This window comes from Vibrio sp. 2092 (assembly GCF_033339635.1).
Taxonomy (GTDB): domain Bacteria; phylum Pseudomonadota; class Gammaproteobacteria; order Enterobacterales; family Vibrionaceae; genus Vibrio; species Vibrio alginolyticus.
The window spans coordinates 1-15,816 of the sequence record NZ_JAWOUY010000032.1 but is presented as its reverse complement, the minus strand read 5'-3'; the positions used below and the strand labels follow the sequence as shown (position 1 = coordinate 15,816).

Sequence of the window (15,816 nt, the reverse complement as noted above, 5' to 3'; positions counted from 1 at the left end):
TCCGCACAAAACCCGTAAAATTTATTTCTATTTTTTGTCTATGATGGAAAATTTATAATTTGATCACGGTTCCAGTTTTATTTTGGGAATGATTGTTTTGTTAATATAACCACCGGTAAAAAAGGTTTATTGGGTGTCTCTAAGGACAGGGGCGTGATAAATCATGTTGATCTTAAATTCCTCAACGCGATCAGCAAATTGAGGGTGAGGTTTAAGCACATAACTGTAGACTTCGCCTGGAATGAATATGTCGTAATCTGTGTATTCAAGGTTGTAAAACATAAATGTTCGTTGCCAGTAATTATCTGGCCAGTCAGCACAATGTATTGGTGTCACGTTGTCAAAATCCATTGAGCTAGAGATAATATCGGCAAACTCTCCTCGCCCAGCTACGATAGAGCTGTACCAGTAAAATAAATAATCATGACAAAAGAGGTCATGTTGATTTGATTTCATATTGAGATCAGAGTCCAGTTTGTGCACTGGTTCGTTACCCTGAACACTTCTATCAAATATGTAGTTGCTAGCAGTCCCGTTTATGTAACCTCCTCCTGAAATTGGGAAGAGGTAGTCAAACGACGTTCCTTGATATTCGTACTCGCCAGTGTGGACATTGATGCGCTTTTCCATGGACTGCTTGTTCTTTTGCATGGTATAGCTTTCGAATTGTTTACCATCAAACACGGTGATGAAGTAGTTCCGAGTATCTTCATGAACCTGAGATGGGTATTCTTTTTTGATGGTCCAAATTTGGCGTACACCTTGGACATAAACGATCAACGAGTCATCACTGATTTTGTACTTGCCCACTTTTTTCAAGTCTCCCTTTTCAGGACACTGGCGTTTGTTGTGTGAGGCGGCATAACTTACTTCGCCCCCCTCAAACTGAAAGGCCTCGCAATACACCACTTCATACGCGTACGCGATACCGGCAAGATTTTGTGTCGTCTCTAGGCGATAAACTACATCGCCAACTAACGGATGTTCTGTGTCATTTTGATCGGGTGTGATAACGGGTAACTCAAAGCGCGTTGTGACCCATGCATGATCGCTATTACCGTGATAATCATCGCGCGCTGCTACCGCCAAATATGTGGTGGTTTTTATTTCCTCAGGCGCTCCTTGTACCATCATTTGTCCTTGGTTGAGGACTCTTAACCCATTGGCGTTTTCAAGCCAAATCTGAGTGGTGAGGAGATCGCCATCTGGGTCTTCAAAAAGCTGGTTAAGGTTGAGCGAATAACTCACCGGAGAGTTTTGTTTCAGCTCCCAAGCATAAATAATGGTTTGTAGCTGCTGTTCCACCGTGAGGTTGATGATGGGTTTATTATTCTCTGATGGGTCCTCTTGTGGTCGGCTGTTCTTATCACCCAATGCTGACTCGTAAAACGTGTTGTCTTCTGTGGTATGAAATGGATTCGTAACAGGGCCAGGTTGTCCTAAAAGGGCGGAGTTAAATGCGTCATCTCCCGTCTTTTTAGGAGTGCGATCCAACGCAGAACCTGTCAACGCTTGCTTTACTTCAACTAAAGATGTGCGCTCATATTGACGATGTGCTTGCTGGGTTGACTTGTCGGCGTTGTCTGACGAGTCTTTCACAGATGCCAAATTGTGTTTGTTTGAAATGAAGTAAATACCGAACAAACCGACGCATACTGCGCCGATTATCCAAAGCTTTTTGTTCATGATTACGTGTGCGCCATTCGTGATTGTAGCCAACTGCGAGAGAATTTGAGGTCTTTCTCTATCAGGCTTGCGCTGCACTCGAGTAGCTCACTGATTTCTTGGTTTTTCATGCCCATTAAATACTTGAGTTTGAGTGCGCTCGATTGGCGTGGATAGCGGCTACTGAAACTATCCAGAGCTTTATCCATGATAATCAATTGCTCGAAACGATCTTCTTCATCTCTCATCAATGTAATGTGTTGACGCTTTTGTGCTTGGTGCGAGCGTGCGTTGTCGATCAAGATTTGACGCATCACTTTGGCGGCCATCAAAAAGAAATCGCGCTTTGTTTCAATTTCACTCATGTCGCAGTTGGACATTTTCAGGTAAGCATCATGAATTAATGCCGTGGTGCTGTTGACGCTGTCTGCCAGTACTTTGTTGTCGGTGCCGTACTTTTCTGCATTTCGTTCACGCTCGTGTTGGGCGATCTTACGCAACTGTAAATAAGCAAACTGATAGAGCTCGCTCTCAGCTCGTTTATCACCAGATTGCCATTGTTGAATGATTTGTGTCAGTGCTACTGCTGTTGCCATGGTTATACATCCTCGCTCACTTTGACAAATTCAGAAATGGTGTGGGTTTCAATGCGATCGGAACCGTCTTGGTTGCGGAGAACATCTTGTTGATAGCGATATAAAATGCCTTGCTCCCAAGTTGCACCAGCAGGCAAGTATTCCCAGGTGGTGTAATTGATTTCGGATGGGGTTGTTGACCAACGTACCATGACGTTCATTTGCGCGAGTTCGGCTTTGGGGGCGCTATTGTTGACCCACCACATGTCGGCAAATTCGCGGGTAACATCTTGGGTGTACAGGCTTGTATCGGTTGGGCAGGTGTCCGTATTTTGCGGCAGTCGCATGACTTGTTGATGGCGCATCAATAGGCACGATTGTGTCATGGACTGTTGGTGGTATTCGGTTTGCTGCCACACACCGAGGTAGTCAATATCGTGTTCGCTAGTATTTGGATACGTAAACCAGAGCATTTCTGTGCGGTTATTGTGTTGGATGTTTTTTTTACGCCCGAGACCTTGTACTTTTTCCATCAATAACTCGGTGCTCGGATCAAAATTGAGGGCAACGGAGCGGTACTTCCAGTCACCTTCATCATCGAAGTCTTCGAGAGAGAAGCCATTCAAGTCGTTGCGGGTGCACCCTGTGATTGAACAACCAACGATATTAAACCAATCCGCAAACTTGCTTATCGGTTCGACGACATCTTCCGTGATAGGGCGCTTCATCGAGAGGAAGCAGCCTTGAAAATGGTCGCCAATGCTTGGGTGTTCAATCAATGAGTCTTTGGTGATGGTGAATCGAGTTTCACCAATAGGAGGACGATATTTGGGATGATGCTGATAGCGTAGATCGTAAGCACAAGCGCGGCCTTGCCAATCCTTCTTTTTGATGACGATGTTTTTGAACGTCATGTCGCGAGGTTCAAAAATGATCTCATCAGAGGAAAAGTTTTTTTCAATGTACTGCTGGCTTTCGTTTAGGTGCTCAATCGCCTCATTGACAGATACCCAATCGAGATTGAGATAGCGTTTAGCGTCATCCAGGTAATTGAGATCAAGGCCTTTGAGCTGGCTTTGAAAGTGAGGATCAGACAGCACACGGTTTGCTAGGACAATTTCCTCACGATTCTCAGGCGTGCTGTCGAGAGAAAGCAGCAGACGCGTCATATTGATGCTGCGGCTAGGTTTGGTTGTCGCCATCGTCGGCGTCAGCACTTCTTGGCTTGATAAGGTCGTCAGCAGATAACCTTTATCATCGTTACCAAGGAAGAAGCTAATTACATCACCGGGTTGGTAATGAAATGCTCCTTGCTGAGTGACGCCAGTGATATTGGAACTGGTTTTGTAATACAGGCCAGTCACTGGGGCGTCGATAAAGTAGCCTTGCTTCAAGGTTGAAGCTGGTGGGTGTGAAGTGGCAACTGAAACGTCTGCTGCCAACGTGGACGTAGCCGTCAATGCAGACAGCCAAAATACCACTGAACGTGTATACATCTTGTTTTAAGCCTTATTGGTTGGTGCTGTCCTTAGACGCACAATTTGGCTGACAACTCATTGGTGTAGTTAGGTGCTTCTCTGGCACCGGTGTCATCATCGCCAACAACATTTTTTGTTTTATATGTTTGGGGATATCTGGGTTAGAGAGTATCCGCCTTCGTGTTAACTCCATCATGGAGTTCACTGAGAGATGTTCGACATTTTGCCCCTTCGCGTGGAAGATGAGGCGAGTCATTTCGTACATCATATCTTCTGCAATCTTCTTCTCTTGTTGCAGCTGGATATTCTTTTGCATCATGGCGCTGCCAAATAACACACCAGAGAGCACAATGATGCCTGACAATACCGAAGCAAGGGGACGTCGTTGTACCAAGCGAAAGGCGCTATACAATGGCCAGTTTTTTTTCTGCTCGATTGGACGGCGTTCGATAATTCGTTCGATATCAATGCGCAATGCTCGAACATTGATATATCGCATTTGAGTGGCAGGACGCGTTGCGCGTCTTATCACCCAGTAAACATCAGACCAAATTGTTGGTGATGGAAACATCAAAGCGAGAATTTTGCCTAAGGAGTACACGTCGCTTTGCTCTGTTAGAACCTGTCCTGCTTGCTGCTCTGGGCTGGCAAAATTTTGGCTAAACGCAATCAGCGCTGAGGGTGAATGTTCTCGGTTGGAGTGCGCTTTTTGAGTCAAGTTGAAGTCAAGCAGCTTGGGACGCTTGCTACGATCAATCAGTATATTTTCTGGTTTTAGATCGGCATGCAAAACCTGGTGCTGGTGGGCGTGCTCCATCGCCTGGCAGATCTGCTTAAACAACAGCAGCTTCTCCGTTTTTTCTAGCTTATTTTCAGATAGATACTCATCCAAAGTTTGACCAAACACCCGCTCCATCACGATGTAAACCGAATCTTGATGGAGACCGCCGTCAAACACTTTCGCGATGTAAGGATGGTTTAGACGCGCGAGAAGTTGAGCTTCATCGAAGAGTGCGCGTTGCCCTAACACATTGCTCAAATTGCTTTGAATAAACTTGATAGCCAGATCTTGCTCGAACGTTTCATCTGCACGTAGAGCGGCGTATACGACACCCATGCCACCACGCCCCAACTCATGAGTTAGGCGGTACTTACTGATGATTTCTCCGCTTAGATCGACGTCTTGGTTCGTAGCCTGATGAGCACCAAAATAAAGTAACTGCGTTAGTTGTTCTTCCGGTGTCTCGTTGGCTAAAAGAGGAACGAGTTGTCGATACAGCTCAGGTTGACTTCGTTGCAATGCTTGGAGGTATTGCTGCTTTTGGGAGTCGTCCAGATCAAGCAGGTGGTAGTAAATCTGGGTTTCGCTAGAGCCTAACTGCACTGTGACTAATGTCTTATTCTTTTAGGTACGGCATTTTATAAGAACTTTGATATAAATGTCATTTATTTATTCGGTTTTGATTCACAATCCATGAAACGCAATTTGATGGCTAGTGGAGTAATAACGTCATGATTTTGCGAATTATTTTCACTGAGCTTGTCGGCAGAGAGTCTATTCGTCATAATGTTACTTGTAACATTACTGATAAATCACATATTTATGGCTCAACAGAATAAGAAAACTCGTACGACATTGCAGGATGTCGCAGACCAGGTTGGCGTCACGAAGATGACCGTTTCACGCTATATGCGTAACCCTGAATCGGTGGCAGAAAAGACTCGGGCCAAGATTGCGACTGCGATTGAAGAGATGGGTTACATCGAAAACCGTGCACCGGCGATGTTGTCAAAGTCCTCCAGTAAAGCCATTGGTATTTTACTGCCGTCTTTGTCCAACCAAATTTTTGCTTCCTTTGTTCAGGGCATAGAGATGGTGACCAAAGCCAATGGCTATGAGACGCTTTTAGCGCATTTTAGCTACGATGAGCTTGAAGAAGAGCGCAAGATCGCGTCATTACTCTCTTATCAAGTCGATGGGCTTATTCTAACTGAAAGCCATCACACGCCGCGTACATTACAGATGATCAAAAATGCGGGCATTCCGGTGGTCGAAACCATGGAACTGCCATCGGAGCCGATTGATATGGCGGTTGGACTCGATCATGAAGATGCGTCGTACACCGTGGTTAAGCAGATGCTAGATACGGGGAAGCGTACAATCGTCTATTTTGGCGCGCGTCTGGATACGCGAACCAAATTGCGGATGCAAGGTTACGATCGCGCGATGACAGAAGCAGGGCTAGAACCCAAACATGTATTAACTGGTGATCATTCTAGTTTTTCTTTAGCGCATGATTTGCTCGAACGCGCACTGGAAATGCACCCAACGCTCGATGGGGTGTTCTGTACCAACGATGACATCGCAATTGGCACCATGCTGAGTGCGCAGCAACGTGGCATTCAAGTTCCACAGCAATTGGCAGTGGCGGGCTATAACGCGCTGGATATCGGTCAAACCATCAGCCCGAAACTGACCAGCGTTGATACGCCGCGTTTCCAAATTGGTGTAAAGAGCGCAGAGCTATTAATTGCGCGCCTGAAAGGCGAAACGCAAGAAGAAAAAGTCTTCGATATGGGGTATCAGATCACGTCGGGAGAGAGTGTTTAACTAATTGTTAACTGCTCTTTGTATTCGCTCATCAATGGTATTGGTAGGTTAGGGTATGGCACATCAGCTGGATGCATTGGATCTCAACTTAATGCGTTTATTAAAAGCCGTGGTGGAAAACCGCAGCATCAAGCTGGCCGCAATGCAGCTTGGCATTTCTCAACCGAGCGCCAGCCGCGGCGTGATGAAGTTGAAGCAAGTGTTTGATGACCCGCTTTTTGTGCGTAAAGCACATGGGGTAGAGCCATCACCCATGGCGATTCGTCTCGCCGCCGAGTTCGACAATATGGTTGCACCACTGGAAAAAGTGGTGCAAGAATTTGAAGTGTTCGACCCACTGCAATACCAAGGGCAGATTGCGATTGTAACTGACCCTTATTTGATGGATGAACAAGGGCAGCGACTGCTCACTGGTTGTCATCGAGCCTTTCCCAAAGCGCACTTTGCCTTTTCCAGCTGGAATACTTACTCGCACGATGAAATGTTAGAAGGCGAGCACGATTACTGCATTCTTGACCAAGAGACCGAGCTGTCGAAAGACATTTACATGCGCCCGTTATTCGTTGAAAAACGAGTGATTTTGGCGCGCAAAAACCACCCAACGTTGTCGAAAGTCAGCAATGATTGGGACACGGTGTCCAAACTACCACTCGTCTCTTTGCCTGCGCCTGCGTCATATAAACCGCTTTGTACCGTGGAGTCCGAGTATCGACGCATGGGTTATGAGCCAGTAGTGTTACTGAAGTCCTATAATTTGCGTTTGGCTTGCCAAATGTTGCAAGAAACCGACGCGATTATGTATGCCAGTCAAAGCTCGGCATTGTTGATGCCAGAACTCGCCTCTTACGCAATGCCACCCGTTAATCGTGAGTTTAGCCAGTTTGTTGTCTCTGGCGGTTTCCTTCAAACCAACCGCAACCATCCTTTGCACAGACACCTGCATAAAGTGGTGCGACAAACCCTCAATACGCCGCTGATTTTTACGCAATGACGTCACCTTATGGCATCGGCTGAATGAGAGAGTAGATGCTTTAACCTTATCAATATTGTGTGATTACATAGACAACTTACTTCTTAAGATATTCAAAAATGAATATCTCAATTACCTGTCTCTTTTTCCTACCCAGCGCTAACCTTATCTCAAATAGTCAGGAGAAGTGGCTCATTTTTATCTTTTTAACTTTTTGAATGTCGATACAGGTACGCGGCATTCACCATTCTCCGTTATGCATTTTTTTAATTTCTGATGGAGGATTAATCATGCTAGTTGCACGTCTATTTTTATTGCTCGCCATCGTTGCCGAAGTGGCTGGTACCAGCACTATGTCTCTTATCGGACAAGGGCACGGGTGGTGGGGCTACATCGTAATGTATGTGCTGATCGCAATCTCTTACTACTTTCTCGCGTTTGCCGCGAAGAAAATATCGATAGGTGTGGCATACGCTGTTTGGGAAGGGTTAGGTATCTCGTTGATCACCGTGGTGTCGATCATCGCCTTTGATGCACACTTAAACCATCAAGAGTTGTTTGGTTTGATGTTAGCCGTTGTTGGCATTGTGTGTGTGACCTTAGGGGAATCACATGGTCAACCTAACGCCAAGAAAAATGCCGATAAACCGGCAAAAGAACGTTCATTTTCTACTAGTACAAGGTGCGAATCATGAGTCAATTTTTTACGATGTCATTTGGATTTGTCGTGATGGCTGCCTTGGTCGATATCATGGCCAATATGGCGCTGACACGCTCAAAAGGTTTTAAATATAAAGGCTGGGGCATTGCGGCGATTGTGTTGGTACTGACAGCATTCACGCTGTTGGCACAAGCGGTGAAAGAGATCGACTTAGCCATTGCTTATGCCTCTTGGGGTGCGATCGGTATCTTGGGTACCGCAGTGGGTGGAGCCTTGCTGTTTAAGCAGAAACTCAAACCAATCGGCTGGTTTGGTATCTTTGTGGTGATTGCTGCCGTCGTAGTGATGAAGACCGCTTGATGTAATTTACTGAATGCTAGATATCGTCATTCTGAGCAGCAAGAGACGAGCGTGATTCAGAATCTACCAACAAAAAGTGCTGTGGAAGAGGGGTTTTCTCTGGCTTCACAGCATTTTGCTATTAGATTCCTGATCTCGCCTAGGCTCGTCGGAATGACGGATTCATTCGTTTTTTAGAAAGAACTGAGGCTAATCCCAAAGCTCGTCATTCTGAACAGCGAGGGACGAGCGTGATTCAGAATCTACCAACAAAAAGTGCAGTGGTAGAGGAGTTTTCTCTAGCTTCACAACACGTTGATAGTAGATTCCTGATCTCGCCTAGGCTCGTCGGAATGACGGATTCATTCGTTTTTAGAAAGAACCGAGGCCAATCCTAAAGCTTGCCATTCTGAACTGCGAGGGACGGTCGTGATTCAGAATCTACCAACAAAAAGTGCTGTGGCAGAGGAGTTTTCTCTGACGTCATAGCATGTCGATATTAGATTCCTGATCCTGCTGAGGCTCGTCGGAATGACGGATTCATTCGTTTTTTAGAAAGAACCGAGGCCAATCCTAAAGCTCGTCATTCTGAACTGCGAGGAACGAGTGTGATTCAGAATCTACCAACAAAAAGTGCAGTGGCAGAGGAGTTTTCTCTGACTTCACTGCACGCTGATATTAAATTCCTGATTTTGCTTAGGCTCGTCGGAATGACGGATTCATTCGTTTCTAGAAAGAACCGAGGCCAACTCCAAAGCTTGCCATTCTGAATAGCGAGGAACGAGTGTGATTCAGAATCTACCAACAAAAAGTGCAGTGGCAGAGGGGATTTTCTCTGGCTTCACAGCTCGTTGATATTAGATTCCTGATCTTGCTTAGTCTCGTCGGAATGACGAGGTTTTTCTTCTCGCCTTAAACAATAAAGCTTGCGCCTTCTTCTGCACTCGATACGTTTTGGCGGATCACGCTAAACAAGCCTCGTCCCCAAGTTTGTTGGGTCGATTCGGTATCGAAATGAATCAACTCGCGACCAGTGGTGTCGCTTAAGTTGTTCAGTTCGCCCGTTTGACAATCAAGGCGAATCAAATCACCGTTGCGCACTAAACCAATCGCGCCACCACGAATGGCTTCTGGAGAAACGTGAATCGCAGACGGAATTTTACCGGATGCACCAGATAAACGACCGTCCGTCACTAGCGCGACTTTAAAGCTCGCTTTTTGCACGTTCCCTAAAATTGGCATCAGCTTGTGTAGTTCAGGCATGCCGTTTGCCGCTGGGCCGTTGTGTGTGACCACAACGATGCAGTCTTTGTTCAGCTCGCCACGTTTGTACGCGGCCTCCACTTCGTGTTGGCATTGGAATACGATCGCTGGTGCAACAATCACGCGTTGCTCTTCTTTCACCGCAGACACTTTCACCACGGCTTTGCCTAAGTTGCCAGTCAATACGCGAGTGCCGCCAGTATTTTGGAATGTGGCGTCTGGTTTGGCGATCACGTCACCGTCTTGGCTGCCTTGGCACGATGTCCAGGTCAGTTGGCCATCGACAAGGCTCGGTAGCGTCATTTGGTCTTCAAATTCACCAAACACGGGTTTCACATCGCGATGCAAAAGCTCGGATTGGTTCAAGCGGTGCAATAACGCGGGCACGCCCCCCGCGTCTTGGAACGCGTTCATATCGGCTGGGCCGTTCGGGTAAACGCGCGCTAATAAAGGAACCACATCCGACAGATCGCTGATGTCTTGCCAGGTGAGCAAGATGCCAGCAGCACGCGCCACGGCGATCATATGAATGGTGTGATTGGTGCTGCCGCCAGATGCAAGTAGAGCGATGATGCCGTTGACCAAGCTCTTTTCTGTGACCACCTCGGCCAGCGGACGGAAGTGTGCAGAACCCGCCGTCATTGAGGCGATTTTCAGAGCCGCGTGATTGGTTAACGCTTTACGCAGTTGGGTATGGGGATGAATGAATGCCGAACCTGGCAGCATCAAGCCCATGGCTTCGAACACCAACTGGTTGGTATTGGCGGTGCCGTAAAATGTACACGTACCCGCAGAGTGGTAAGCGCGACACTCCATATCCAGCAGAGCGTCTTTGCCGACTTCTCCCGCTGCGTATTTTTGGCGCACGTCGACTTTCTCTTCGTTGCTGATGCCTGTTGCCATCAGACCCGCTGGCACAAACGCCGTTGGTAGGTGTGCGTAAGACAGCGCGCCCATCAGTTGCCCCGGTGCGATTTTGTCACAGATGCCAAGCAGTAATGTGGCATCAAAGACATTGTGACTCAAAGACAACGCCGTTGATTGCGCAATTAAGTCACGCGAAAACAGCGACATATCCATGCCTGCTTGACCTTGAGTCACCCCATCGCACATCGCTGGCACACAACCTGCGACTTGCGCCGTATGGCCGTAGTCCGCCAGCACTTTTTTGATTTGTGCTGGGTAGTCTTGGTACGGCTGGTGGGCGCTCAACATGTCGTTGTAGGCGCTGATCAGCGCGACATTGGCATGAGTAAAATCGAGAATATTTTTCTTTTCAGAAGAGCAAGAAGCGGCGACTGCATGGGCTAAGTTACCACAAGATAAACCAACACGGCCTTTGCCAGCTTCGGCTTGCACTTCGGTGCGAGCAAGAAAGGCAGCGCGCGCTTCACGGCTGCGCTCGGTCAAGCGTTGTGTGACCTCAAGAACAACAGAGTGAGTCATTACGCCACCTCGATCGCTTGCATTTTGATTAGCTCAGCGGCAGAGCGTTCCACCACGTCGCTGATGTCTCCGTCGATACTGACGATCAGAGTTTGAGGCTCGTTGTCTGGGCGCTCTAGTGTCTCGAATTGGCTCTTCACCATGTTTTCTTTCATGAAGTGGCCTTTGCGCATACGCATGCGATTAAGGATCAACTCCCTATCGCCATCAAGGAACAGGAAGGTCACGTTGTTGTTGCCTTCGCGGATCTGATCGCGGTAAATCTTTTTCAGTGCTGAACAGACAATAATGCCGTGTTCGTTTTTGCTTTCTAGGCTGTACGCCGCATCACGAATGCGTTCTAGCCATGGCTTGCGATCATCATCGTTCAGAGGCTGGCCCGAAGCCATTTTCTGAATGTTCGCTCGTGGATGAAGATCATCACCATCAATGAATTTACGCCCTAGCTTTTTCGCTAGATGCTCACCAATTGTGCTTTTACCACTAGCACAAACGCCCATAACGATGACACTACTACCAGCCATAACTTATCCTCATAACCAAATTTGCGCGTGATCTCAATTTTTGAATTCACTTTAAAATATGGGTTTATCTTATTCATGTTATCGGTAACATGTTACCGGTAACTGAAATAAATGTGAACCATAACACAAACAATAATTCTTAAAGGTGAACCTATGGAGCAATTAACCCAAGCCCCAGATCCTACGTTCCTACTGACGATTGCAGGCCTTGCCATTGCAGCGTTACTCGTTCTGATCATTAAACTGAAAGTCCATGCTTTTGCTTCCCTTACTATGGTGAGTTTAGGTACGGCAATCGCCACTGGCGTTCCTTCAGAGAAAGTCGTATCGACCATGATGGGCGGCTTCGGCGGCACGCTGGCTTCCGTGGCATTGCTGGTTGGTCTCGGTGCGATGATCGGTAAAATTCTTGAAGTGACTGGCGGTGCGAAAGTGCTGGCAGACACTTTGATTGGTCGCTTTGGTAAAGAGCGCGCACCATTTGCTTTGGGCGTCGCTTCATTACTGTTTGGCTTCCCAATCTTCTTCGATGCTGGCCTTGTAGTGATGATGCCAATCATCCTAAGTGTGGCGGCTCGTTTTGGTGGCTCACCAATTAAATACGCGTTGCCAGCAGCCGGTGCTTTTGCGGTTATGCACGCGTTTGTTCCACCACATCCAGGTCCGGTTGCAGCGGCAGAATTCCTTGGCGCAAACATCGGTCTGCTATTGGTGGTGGGTATTCTGGTGGCTATTCCAACTTGGTACCTTGGCGCTTACCTATTTGGTTTGTACGCGGGCAAAAAATTCGATATCCCACTATCTAAAGCCTTCTTTAATGGCGAAGCGATGGTGGATGAGCGCAACGCACCAAAATTTGGCACGGTTATGACCATCCTTGTGCTGCCAGTCCTGCTAATCTGTTTGGATACGGTATTGAACACACTGGCGGTTGCGGGTGTGATTGATGGCAAAACGGCACTGGTTGAGTTCCTACGCATGCTAGGTAAAACCCCAGTTGCGTTGCTGATCACTTTGATTGTCTGTCTGGCTGTGTTTGCCAAAGACTACGGCATGGCAAAACTAGAAAAATTATGTGGTGAGTCATTGGCTCCTATCTGTGGTGTTATCCTAGTAACGGGTGCAGGTGGCATGTTTGGCGGCGTACTGCGCTCAAGCGGTATTGGTGATGCACTGGCTGACGTTCTTACAGACACAGGTATGCCTGTGATTGTGGCGGCGTTTGTGATTTCAACCTGTTTGCGTGTTGCTCAAGGCTCGGCAACCGTCGCGCTAACCACGACGGCGGCTCTTATCGCGCCAGTTGTGGCAGCATCAACAGGTTTGAGTGAACTCGACCTTTGCTTTATCGTAATCGCGATTGCGGGTGGTGCAACGGTATTGTCTCACTTCAATGACTCTGGTTTCTGGTTGGTATCTCGTCTGCTTGAGATGGATGAGAAAACCACATTAAAAACTTGGACGGTAATGGAAACGTTACTTGGTGGTATCGCGTTTATTATCGTCGCAACATTAAGCTTTATTCTTTAGAGGTTCCCCATGACAACACTTGAACAACGATTAAGAGAAATCAAAATCGTCCCAGTTATCGCAATCAACGACGTAGCACACGCTCTGCCACTGGCAAAAGTGTTGGTAGAAAACGGTTTACCATGTGCGGAAGTGACATTCCGCACCGAAGCGGCGGCGGAGTCGATTCGCATCATGCGTGAAGCGTACCCAGAACTGTTGATTGGCGCGGGCACCGTTCTGACCACAGAACAAGTGGATATCGCGATCGAAGCAGGCGTGGACTTTATCGTTAGCCCAGGCTTCAACCCAACCACAGTGAAATACTGTCAGCAACGTGGCGTGACTATCGTACCGGGTGTAAACAACCCAAGCTTGGTTGAGCAAGCGATGGAAATGGGTTTGCGTACGTTGAAGTTCTTCCCTGCTGAGCCATCAGGCGGCGTAAACATGCTGAAAGCACTGACGGCGGTTTACCCAGTGGAATTCATGCCAACAGGTGGCGTAAGCCCATCCAACGTGGAAGATTACCTAGCGCTGAAATCGGTTGTAGCTTGTGGCGGTACTTGGATGGTGCCAACCGCAATGATGGACAACGGCGATTGGGAAGGCATTGCTGAATTGGTTCGTGCAGTTAAGTAAAACGCACAAACGGCTCCGAAATACCCCCGAACGTTAGAAAACGTGACACAAAAAAGGGTCATCAAGTTACTTGATGACCCTTTTGCTTTTGGGAATGAAACAGCTTTAGAAGTGATGCTTCATAAAGCGCTTAATAAAGCGAATGAAATCGGCTTCGGCTAGCTTCGCGCACTTCAATGTTTGGGCGTGAGACAGTTCTACATCACCCAAACCTTCTGCCATGTTGGTGATCGCACACACTGCCAATACGGGTAAGCCGCAATGCGCCGCAGAAATCACTTCTGGCACGACCGACATGCCCACTACATCACCACCGATGATTTGCATCATGCGGATTTCGGCTGCGGTCTCAAAGTTGGGGCCTGTGTAAGAGACAAACACACCTTCATTCAGGTGAATGCCATTGGCTTTGCCGACTTCAAACGCTTCTGCGCGCAGGTCTTTGTCGTACGCATTGGCGAGGCTGAAGAACCTCGGGCCGTACTCTTCATCATTCGGACCGATCATTGGCGATTCAGGCATGGTATTGATGTGGTCATGAAATACCACCAGAGAACCGACGTCGATGCGTTCAGGGCGAAGTGAGCCTGCCGCGTTGGTGACGAGCAGAAACTCACAGCCCAGCTTTTTAAAGGTGCGCACGGGCGTGGTCATGACCTTCATTGAGCCGTGTTCGTAGTAGTGACCGCGACCTTTCATGCACACTACGTCTACGCCGCCCATGGTACCAAGCACCAACTCACCAGAGTGGCCTTGCACGGTACTAACCGGAAAGCCTTCGAGCTCTTCGTATGGAATGACCACTTTGTCTTGTAGTTCGTCTGCCAATACGCCTAAGCCAGAGCCTAAAATAAACGCCGCTTTAGGTTGGAAGTTTGGTTTGCGTTCGCGAATGGTTTGTAGCGCGCCGATTACTGGATCGTGATTCATGTTAGTCACCTTCTGGTTGTGTGTTGATTCCATTGTGTGACTTTCTGCGCTGGTTATCTTTGCTTTATTCGCTACTATCATCCTTAAAAAGAGGATGATGAAATTCGCTAGGACTCAATGCATGAAGTCAGAACCATTTGAGCGCGTGACGCTGAAGATGCTGCGTTACTTTTACGAGGTCGCACAAACCAAGCATTTCACTAAGGCGGCTGAGAATCTCAATATCACCAATTCGCCGTTGAGCAATCGCATCAAAGAGTTGGAAGAGGTGCTTAACGTCAAACTGTTTGAGCGCGATTCAAGAAATGTCATGCTGACGGAGGCCGGGCGATTGTTGGAGTCCAAATGCCAACTGATTTTTCAGACCTTGGATGTCTCGCTCAATCAAGTGCAGCAAGTGGGGTTGAACCAGAGAAATATCCTGCGAGTTGGTGTGGTAAGTAGCGCATTTTGGGGCGGATTTGATCGTCTGTTACAGCGCTTCCATGCTGAGCATGACACTTATCACGCCGACATTTTTGACCTTAACCCAGAGACGCAAAAGAAGCATCTGAGCGAGAAGAAAATCGATGTGGGCATTGTGCGTTTTGCTGATGCACTCAACATTTATCCGTATCAGTCGGTATCTTTGGGCAAAGATGTGTTTGTGGTGGCGGTGTCGGAGCAACATGAGTTAGCCAGCAAATCTTTGCTGCGGCTCCAAGATTTAAAGACGTGTGAGTTTGCGTTTATGAGTTTGGCGAATTCTGCCTCGGCAAACTTCATCATCAATGCCTGTCTGCAAGAAGGCTTTTCACCCCATATTGGCAAACAAGTGGTGGAGCCAAGCACCTTGATGGCATATGTAGCAAACAGCAATACCGTGACGTTGGTTCCGTCGACGTTTTCTCAGCATCATTGGCATGGGATTCGTTTTATCAAGCTGAAAGAGTCACTGCGTGCAGACTTGTGTCTGATTCATGATGGTAAGCAAGAGAGTGCTATTAAAGCCGAGTTTATTCGCACATTATTAGAGAATGCGAGTTAAGCATGGGATAACAAAAAAAGGTCACCCTAAGGTGACCTTTTCAAATGATTCACTGAAATCAGCAATGCGATTAGAGCGTAATTAACGCATCGTTTCGATCTACCAACACAGGTGGTTTCTGAAATAAATCTGGAAAGGTACAAAGGAAAAGGCTTTTGAGTCTTTTCCAGAAAAAT

The 15,816-nt window shown here is 47.4% G+C and carries 15 protein-coding genes; 8 read left to right on the top strand and 7 right to left on the bottom strand.

Going from position 1 to position 15,816, the window contains the following annotated elements; translation table 11 throughout:
• Positions 1–126: 126 nt before the first annotated feature.
• Genes R7P80_RS28470 through R7P80_RS28455 form a run of 4 tightly spaced genes read right to left on the bottom strand, consistent with a single transcriptional unit; the run spans position 127 to position 5,102 of the window.
• On the bottom strand, positions 127–1,686 hold the full coding sequence (locus tag R7P80_RS28470) for a hypothetical protein (RefSeq protein ID WP_213915132.1): 1,560 nt from the start codon (positions 1,684–1,686) through the stop codon (positions 127–129).
• A 2-nt stretch (positions 1,687–1,688) separates the two neighbouring features.
• Positions 1,689–2,261 carry a sigma-70 family RNA polymerase sigma factor gene (locus R7P80_RS28465; protein WP_005379118.1) on the bottom strand — a complete coding sequence of 191 codons (573 nt, stop codon included), beginning with the start codon at positions 2,259–2,261 and terminating at the stop codon, positions 1,689–1,691.
• 2 nt (positions 2,262–2,263) lie between these two features.
• The gene (locus R7P80_RS28460; RefSeq protein ID WP_213908239.1) at positions 2,264–3,736 is read right to left on the bottom strand and encodes a chromosome partitioning protein ParA; all 1,473 of its coding nucleotides are present in this window, start codon (positions 3,734–3,736) and stop codon (positions 2,264–2,266) included.
• 13 nt (positions 3,737–3,749) lie between these two features.
• Positions 3,750–5,102, bottom strand: coding sequence for a serine/threonine-protein kinase (locus tag R7P80_RS28455; RefSeq protein ID WP_213910739.1), 1,353 nt, complete (start codon positions 5,100–5,102; stop codon positions 3,750–3,752).
• Positions 5,103–5,321: 219 nt separating this feature from the next.
• Between R7P80_RS28455 and R7P80_RS28450 the strand changes: the two genes are divergently transcribed.
• The 5 genes from R7P80_RS28450 to R7P80_RS28430 all read left to right on the top strand — a co-directional run bounded on the left by R7P80_RS28450 (position 5,322) and on the right by R7P80_RS28430 (position 9,069).
• The gene (locus R7P80_RS28450; protein WP_005379123.1) at positions 5,322–6,329 is read left to right on the top strand and encodes a substrate-binding domain-containing protein; all 1,008 of its coding nucleotides are present in this window, start codon (positions 5,322–5,324) and stop codon (positions 6,327–6,329) included.
• Between the two features lie 55 nt (positions 6,330–6,384).
• Complete coding sequence (locus tag R7P80_RS28445) at positions 6,385–7,320, top strand: LysR family transcriptional regulator (RefSeq protein WP_005379132.1); 936 nt, start codon at positions 6,385–6,387, stop codon at positions 7,318–7,320.
• A 269-nt stretch (positions 7,321–7,589) separates the two neighbouring features.
• Positions 7,590–7,994: an SMR family transporter gene (locus tag R7P80_RS28440; RefSeq protein WP_005384225.1), complete on the top strand. Its 405-nt coding sequence runs from the start codon at positions 7,590–7,592 to the stop codon at positions 7,992–7,994.
• Positions 7,991–8,320, top strand: a complete 330-nt coding sequence (locus R7P80_RS28435) for an SMR family transporter (RefSeq protein ID WP_005478614.1) — start codon at positions 7,991–7,993, stop codon at positions 8,318–8,320. Before R7P80_RS28440 ends, R7P80_RS28435 begins: the two co-directional genes overlap by 4 nt.
• 587 nt (positions 8,321–8,907) lie before the next feature.
• Positions 8,908–9,069: a hypothetical protein gene (locus R7P80_RS28430; protein ID WP_155396189.1), complete on the top strand. Its 162-nt coding sequence runs from the start codon at positions 8,908–8,910 to the stop codon at positions 9,067–9,069.
• A gap of 142 nt (positions 9,070–9,211) precedes the next feature.
• On the opposite strand, the gene edd is transcribed toward R7P80_RS28430, so the two are convergent.
• Entirely contained in the window at positions 9,212–11,008 is a 1,797-nt protein-coding gene (edd, locus tag R7P80_RS28425; RefSeq protein WP_025768272.1) for a phosphogluconate dehydratase, read from the bottom strand.
• Complete coding sequence (locus R7P80_RS28420) at positions 11,008–11,532, bottom strand: gluconokinase (protein WP_005379140.1); 525 nt, start codon at positions 11,530–11,532, stop codon at positions 11,008–11,010. The genes edd and R7P80_RS28420 overlap by 1 nt, the downstream gene beginning before the upstream one ends.
• Before the next feature lie 153 nt (positions 11,533–11,685).
• Here R7P80_RS28420 and R7P80_RS28415 point away from each other — a divergent pair, with 153 nt between their 5' ends.
• The gene (locus R7P80_RS28415) at positions 11,686–13,062 is read left to right on the top strand and encodes a GntP family permease (protein WP_012841240.1); all 1,377 of its coding nucleotides are present in this window, start codon (positions 11,686–11,688) and stop codon (positions 13,060–13,062) included.
• Positions 13,063–13,071: 9 nt separating this feature from the next.
• Positions 13,072–13,683 carry a bifunctional 4-hydroxy-2-oxoglutarate aldolase/2-dehydro-3-deoxy-phosphogluconate aldolase gene (locus R7P80_RS28410; protein WP_005394384.1) on the top strand — a complete coding sequence of 204 codons (612 nt, stop codon included), beginning with the start codon at positions 13,072–13,074 and terminating at the stop codon, positions 13,681–13,683.
• Between the two features lie 105 nt (positions 13,684–13,788).
• Here the strand turns inward: R7P80_RS28410 and xapA are convergent, their stop codons facing one another.
• Positions 13,789–14,613, bottom strand: coding sequence for a xanthosine phosphorylase (gene xapA / locus R7P80_RS28405; RefSeq protein WP_005379149.1), 825 nt, complete (start codon positions 14,611–14,613; stop codon positions 13,789–13,791).
• Between the two features lie 121 nt (positions 14,614–14,734).
• Between xapA and R7P80_RS28400 the strand changes: the two genes are divergently transcribed.
• Positions 14,735–15,640: a LysR family transcriptional regulator gene (locus R7P80_RS28400; protein WP_005379156.1), complete on the top strand. Its 906-nt coding sequence runs from the start codon at positions 14,735–14,737 to the stop codon at positions 15,638–15,640.
• Positions 15,641–15,816: the final 176 nt, after the last annotated feature.

What these genes read in the sequence shown, in the direction of transcription:
- R7P80_RS28470 (WP_213915132.1), bottom strand. Translation starts at nt 1,686, where the DNA reads ATGAACAAAAAGCTTTGGATAATCGGCGCAGTATGCGTCGGTTTGTTC.
- R7P80_RS28465 (WP_005379118.1), bottom strand. Translation starts at nt 2,261, where the DNA reads ATGGCAACAGCAGTAGCACTGACACAAATCATTCAACAATGGCAATCT.
- R7P80_RS28460 (WP_213908239.1), bottom strand. Translation starts at nt 3,736, where the DNA reads ATGTATACACGTTCAGTGGTATTTTGGCTGTCTGCATTGACGGCTACG.
- R7P80_RS28450 (WP_005379123.1), top strand. Translation starts at nt 5,322, where the DNA reads ATGGCTCAACAGAATAAGAAAACTCGTACGACATTGCAGGATGTCGCA.
- R7P80_RS28445 (WP_005379132.1), top strand. Translation starts at nt 6,385, where the DNA reads ATGGCACATCAGCTGGATGCATTGGATCTCAACTTAATGCGTTTATTA.
- R7P80_RS28440 (WP_005384225.1), top strand. Translation starts at nt 7,590, where the DNA reads ATGCTAGTTGCACGTCTATTTTTATTGCTCGCCATCGTTGCCGAAGTG.
- R7P80_RS28435 (WP_005478614.1), top strand. Translation starts at nt 7,991, where the DNA reads ATGAGTCAATTTTTTACGATGTCATTTGGATTTGTCGTGATGGCTGCC.
- edd (WP_025768272.1), bottom strand. Translation starts at nt 11,008, where the DNA reads ATGACTCACTCTGTTGTTCTTGAGGTCACACAACGCTTGACCGAGCGC.
- R7P80_RS28420 (WP_005379140.1), bottom strand. Translation starts at nt 11,532, where the DNA reads ATGGCTGGTAGTAGTGTCATCGTTATGGGCGTTTGTGCTAGTGGTAAA.
- R7P80_RS28415 (WP_012841240.1), top strand. Translation starts at nt 11,686, where the DNA reads ATGGAGCAATTAACCCAAGCCCCAGATCCTACGTTCCTACTGACGATT.
- R7P80_RS28410 (WP_005394384.1), top strand. Translation starts at nt 13,072, where the DNA reads ATGACAACACTTGAACAACGATTAAGAGAAATCAAAATCGTCCCAGTT.
- xapA (WP_005379149.1), bottom strand. Translation starts at nt 14,613, where the DNA reads ATGAATCACGATCCAGTAATCGGCGCGCTACAAACCATTCGCGAACGC.
- R7P80_RS28400 (WP_005379156.1), top strand. Translation starts at nt 14,735, where the DNA reads ATGAAGTCAGAACCATTTGAGCGCGTGACGCTGAAGATGCTGCGTTAC.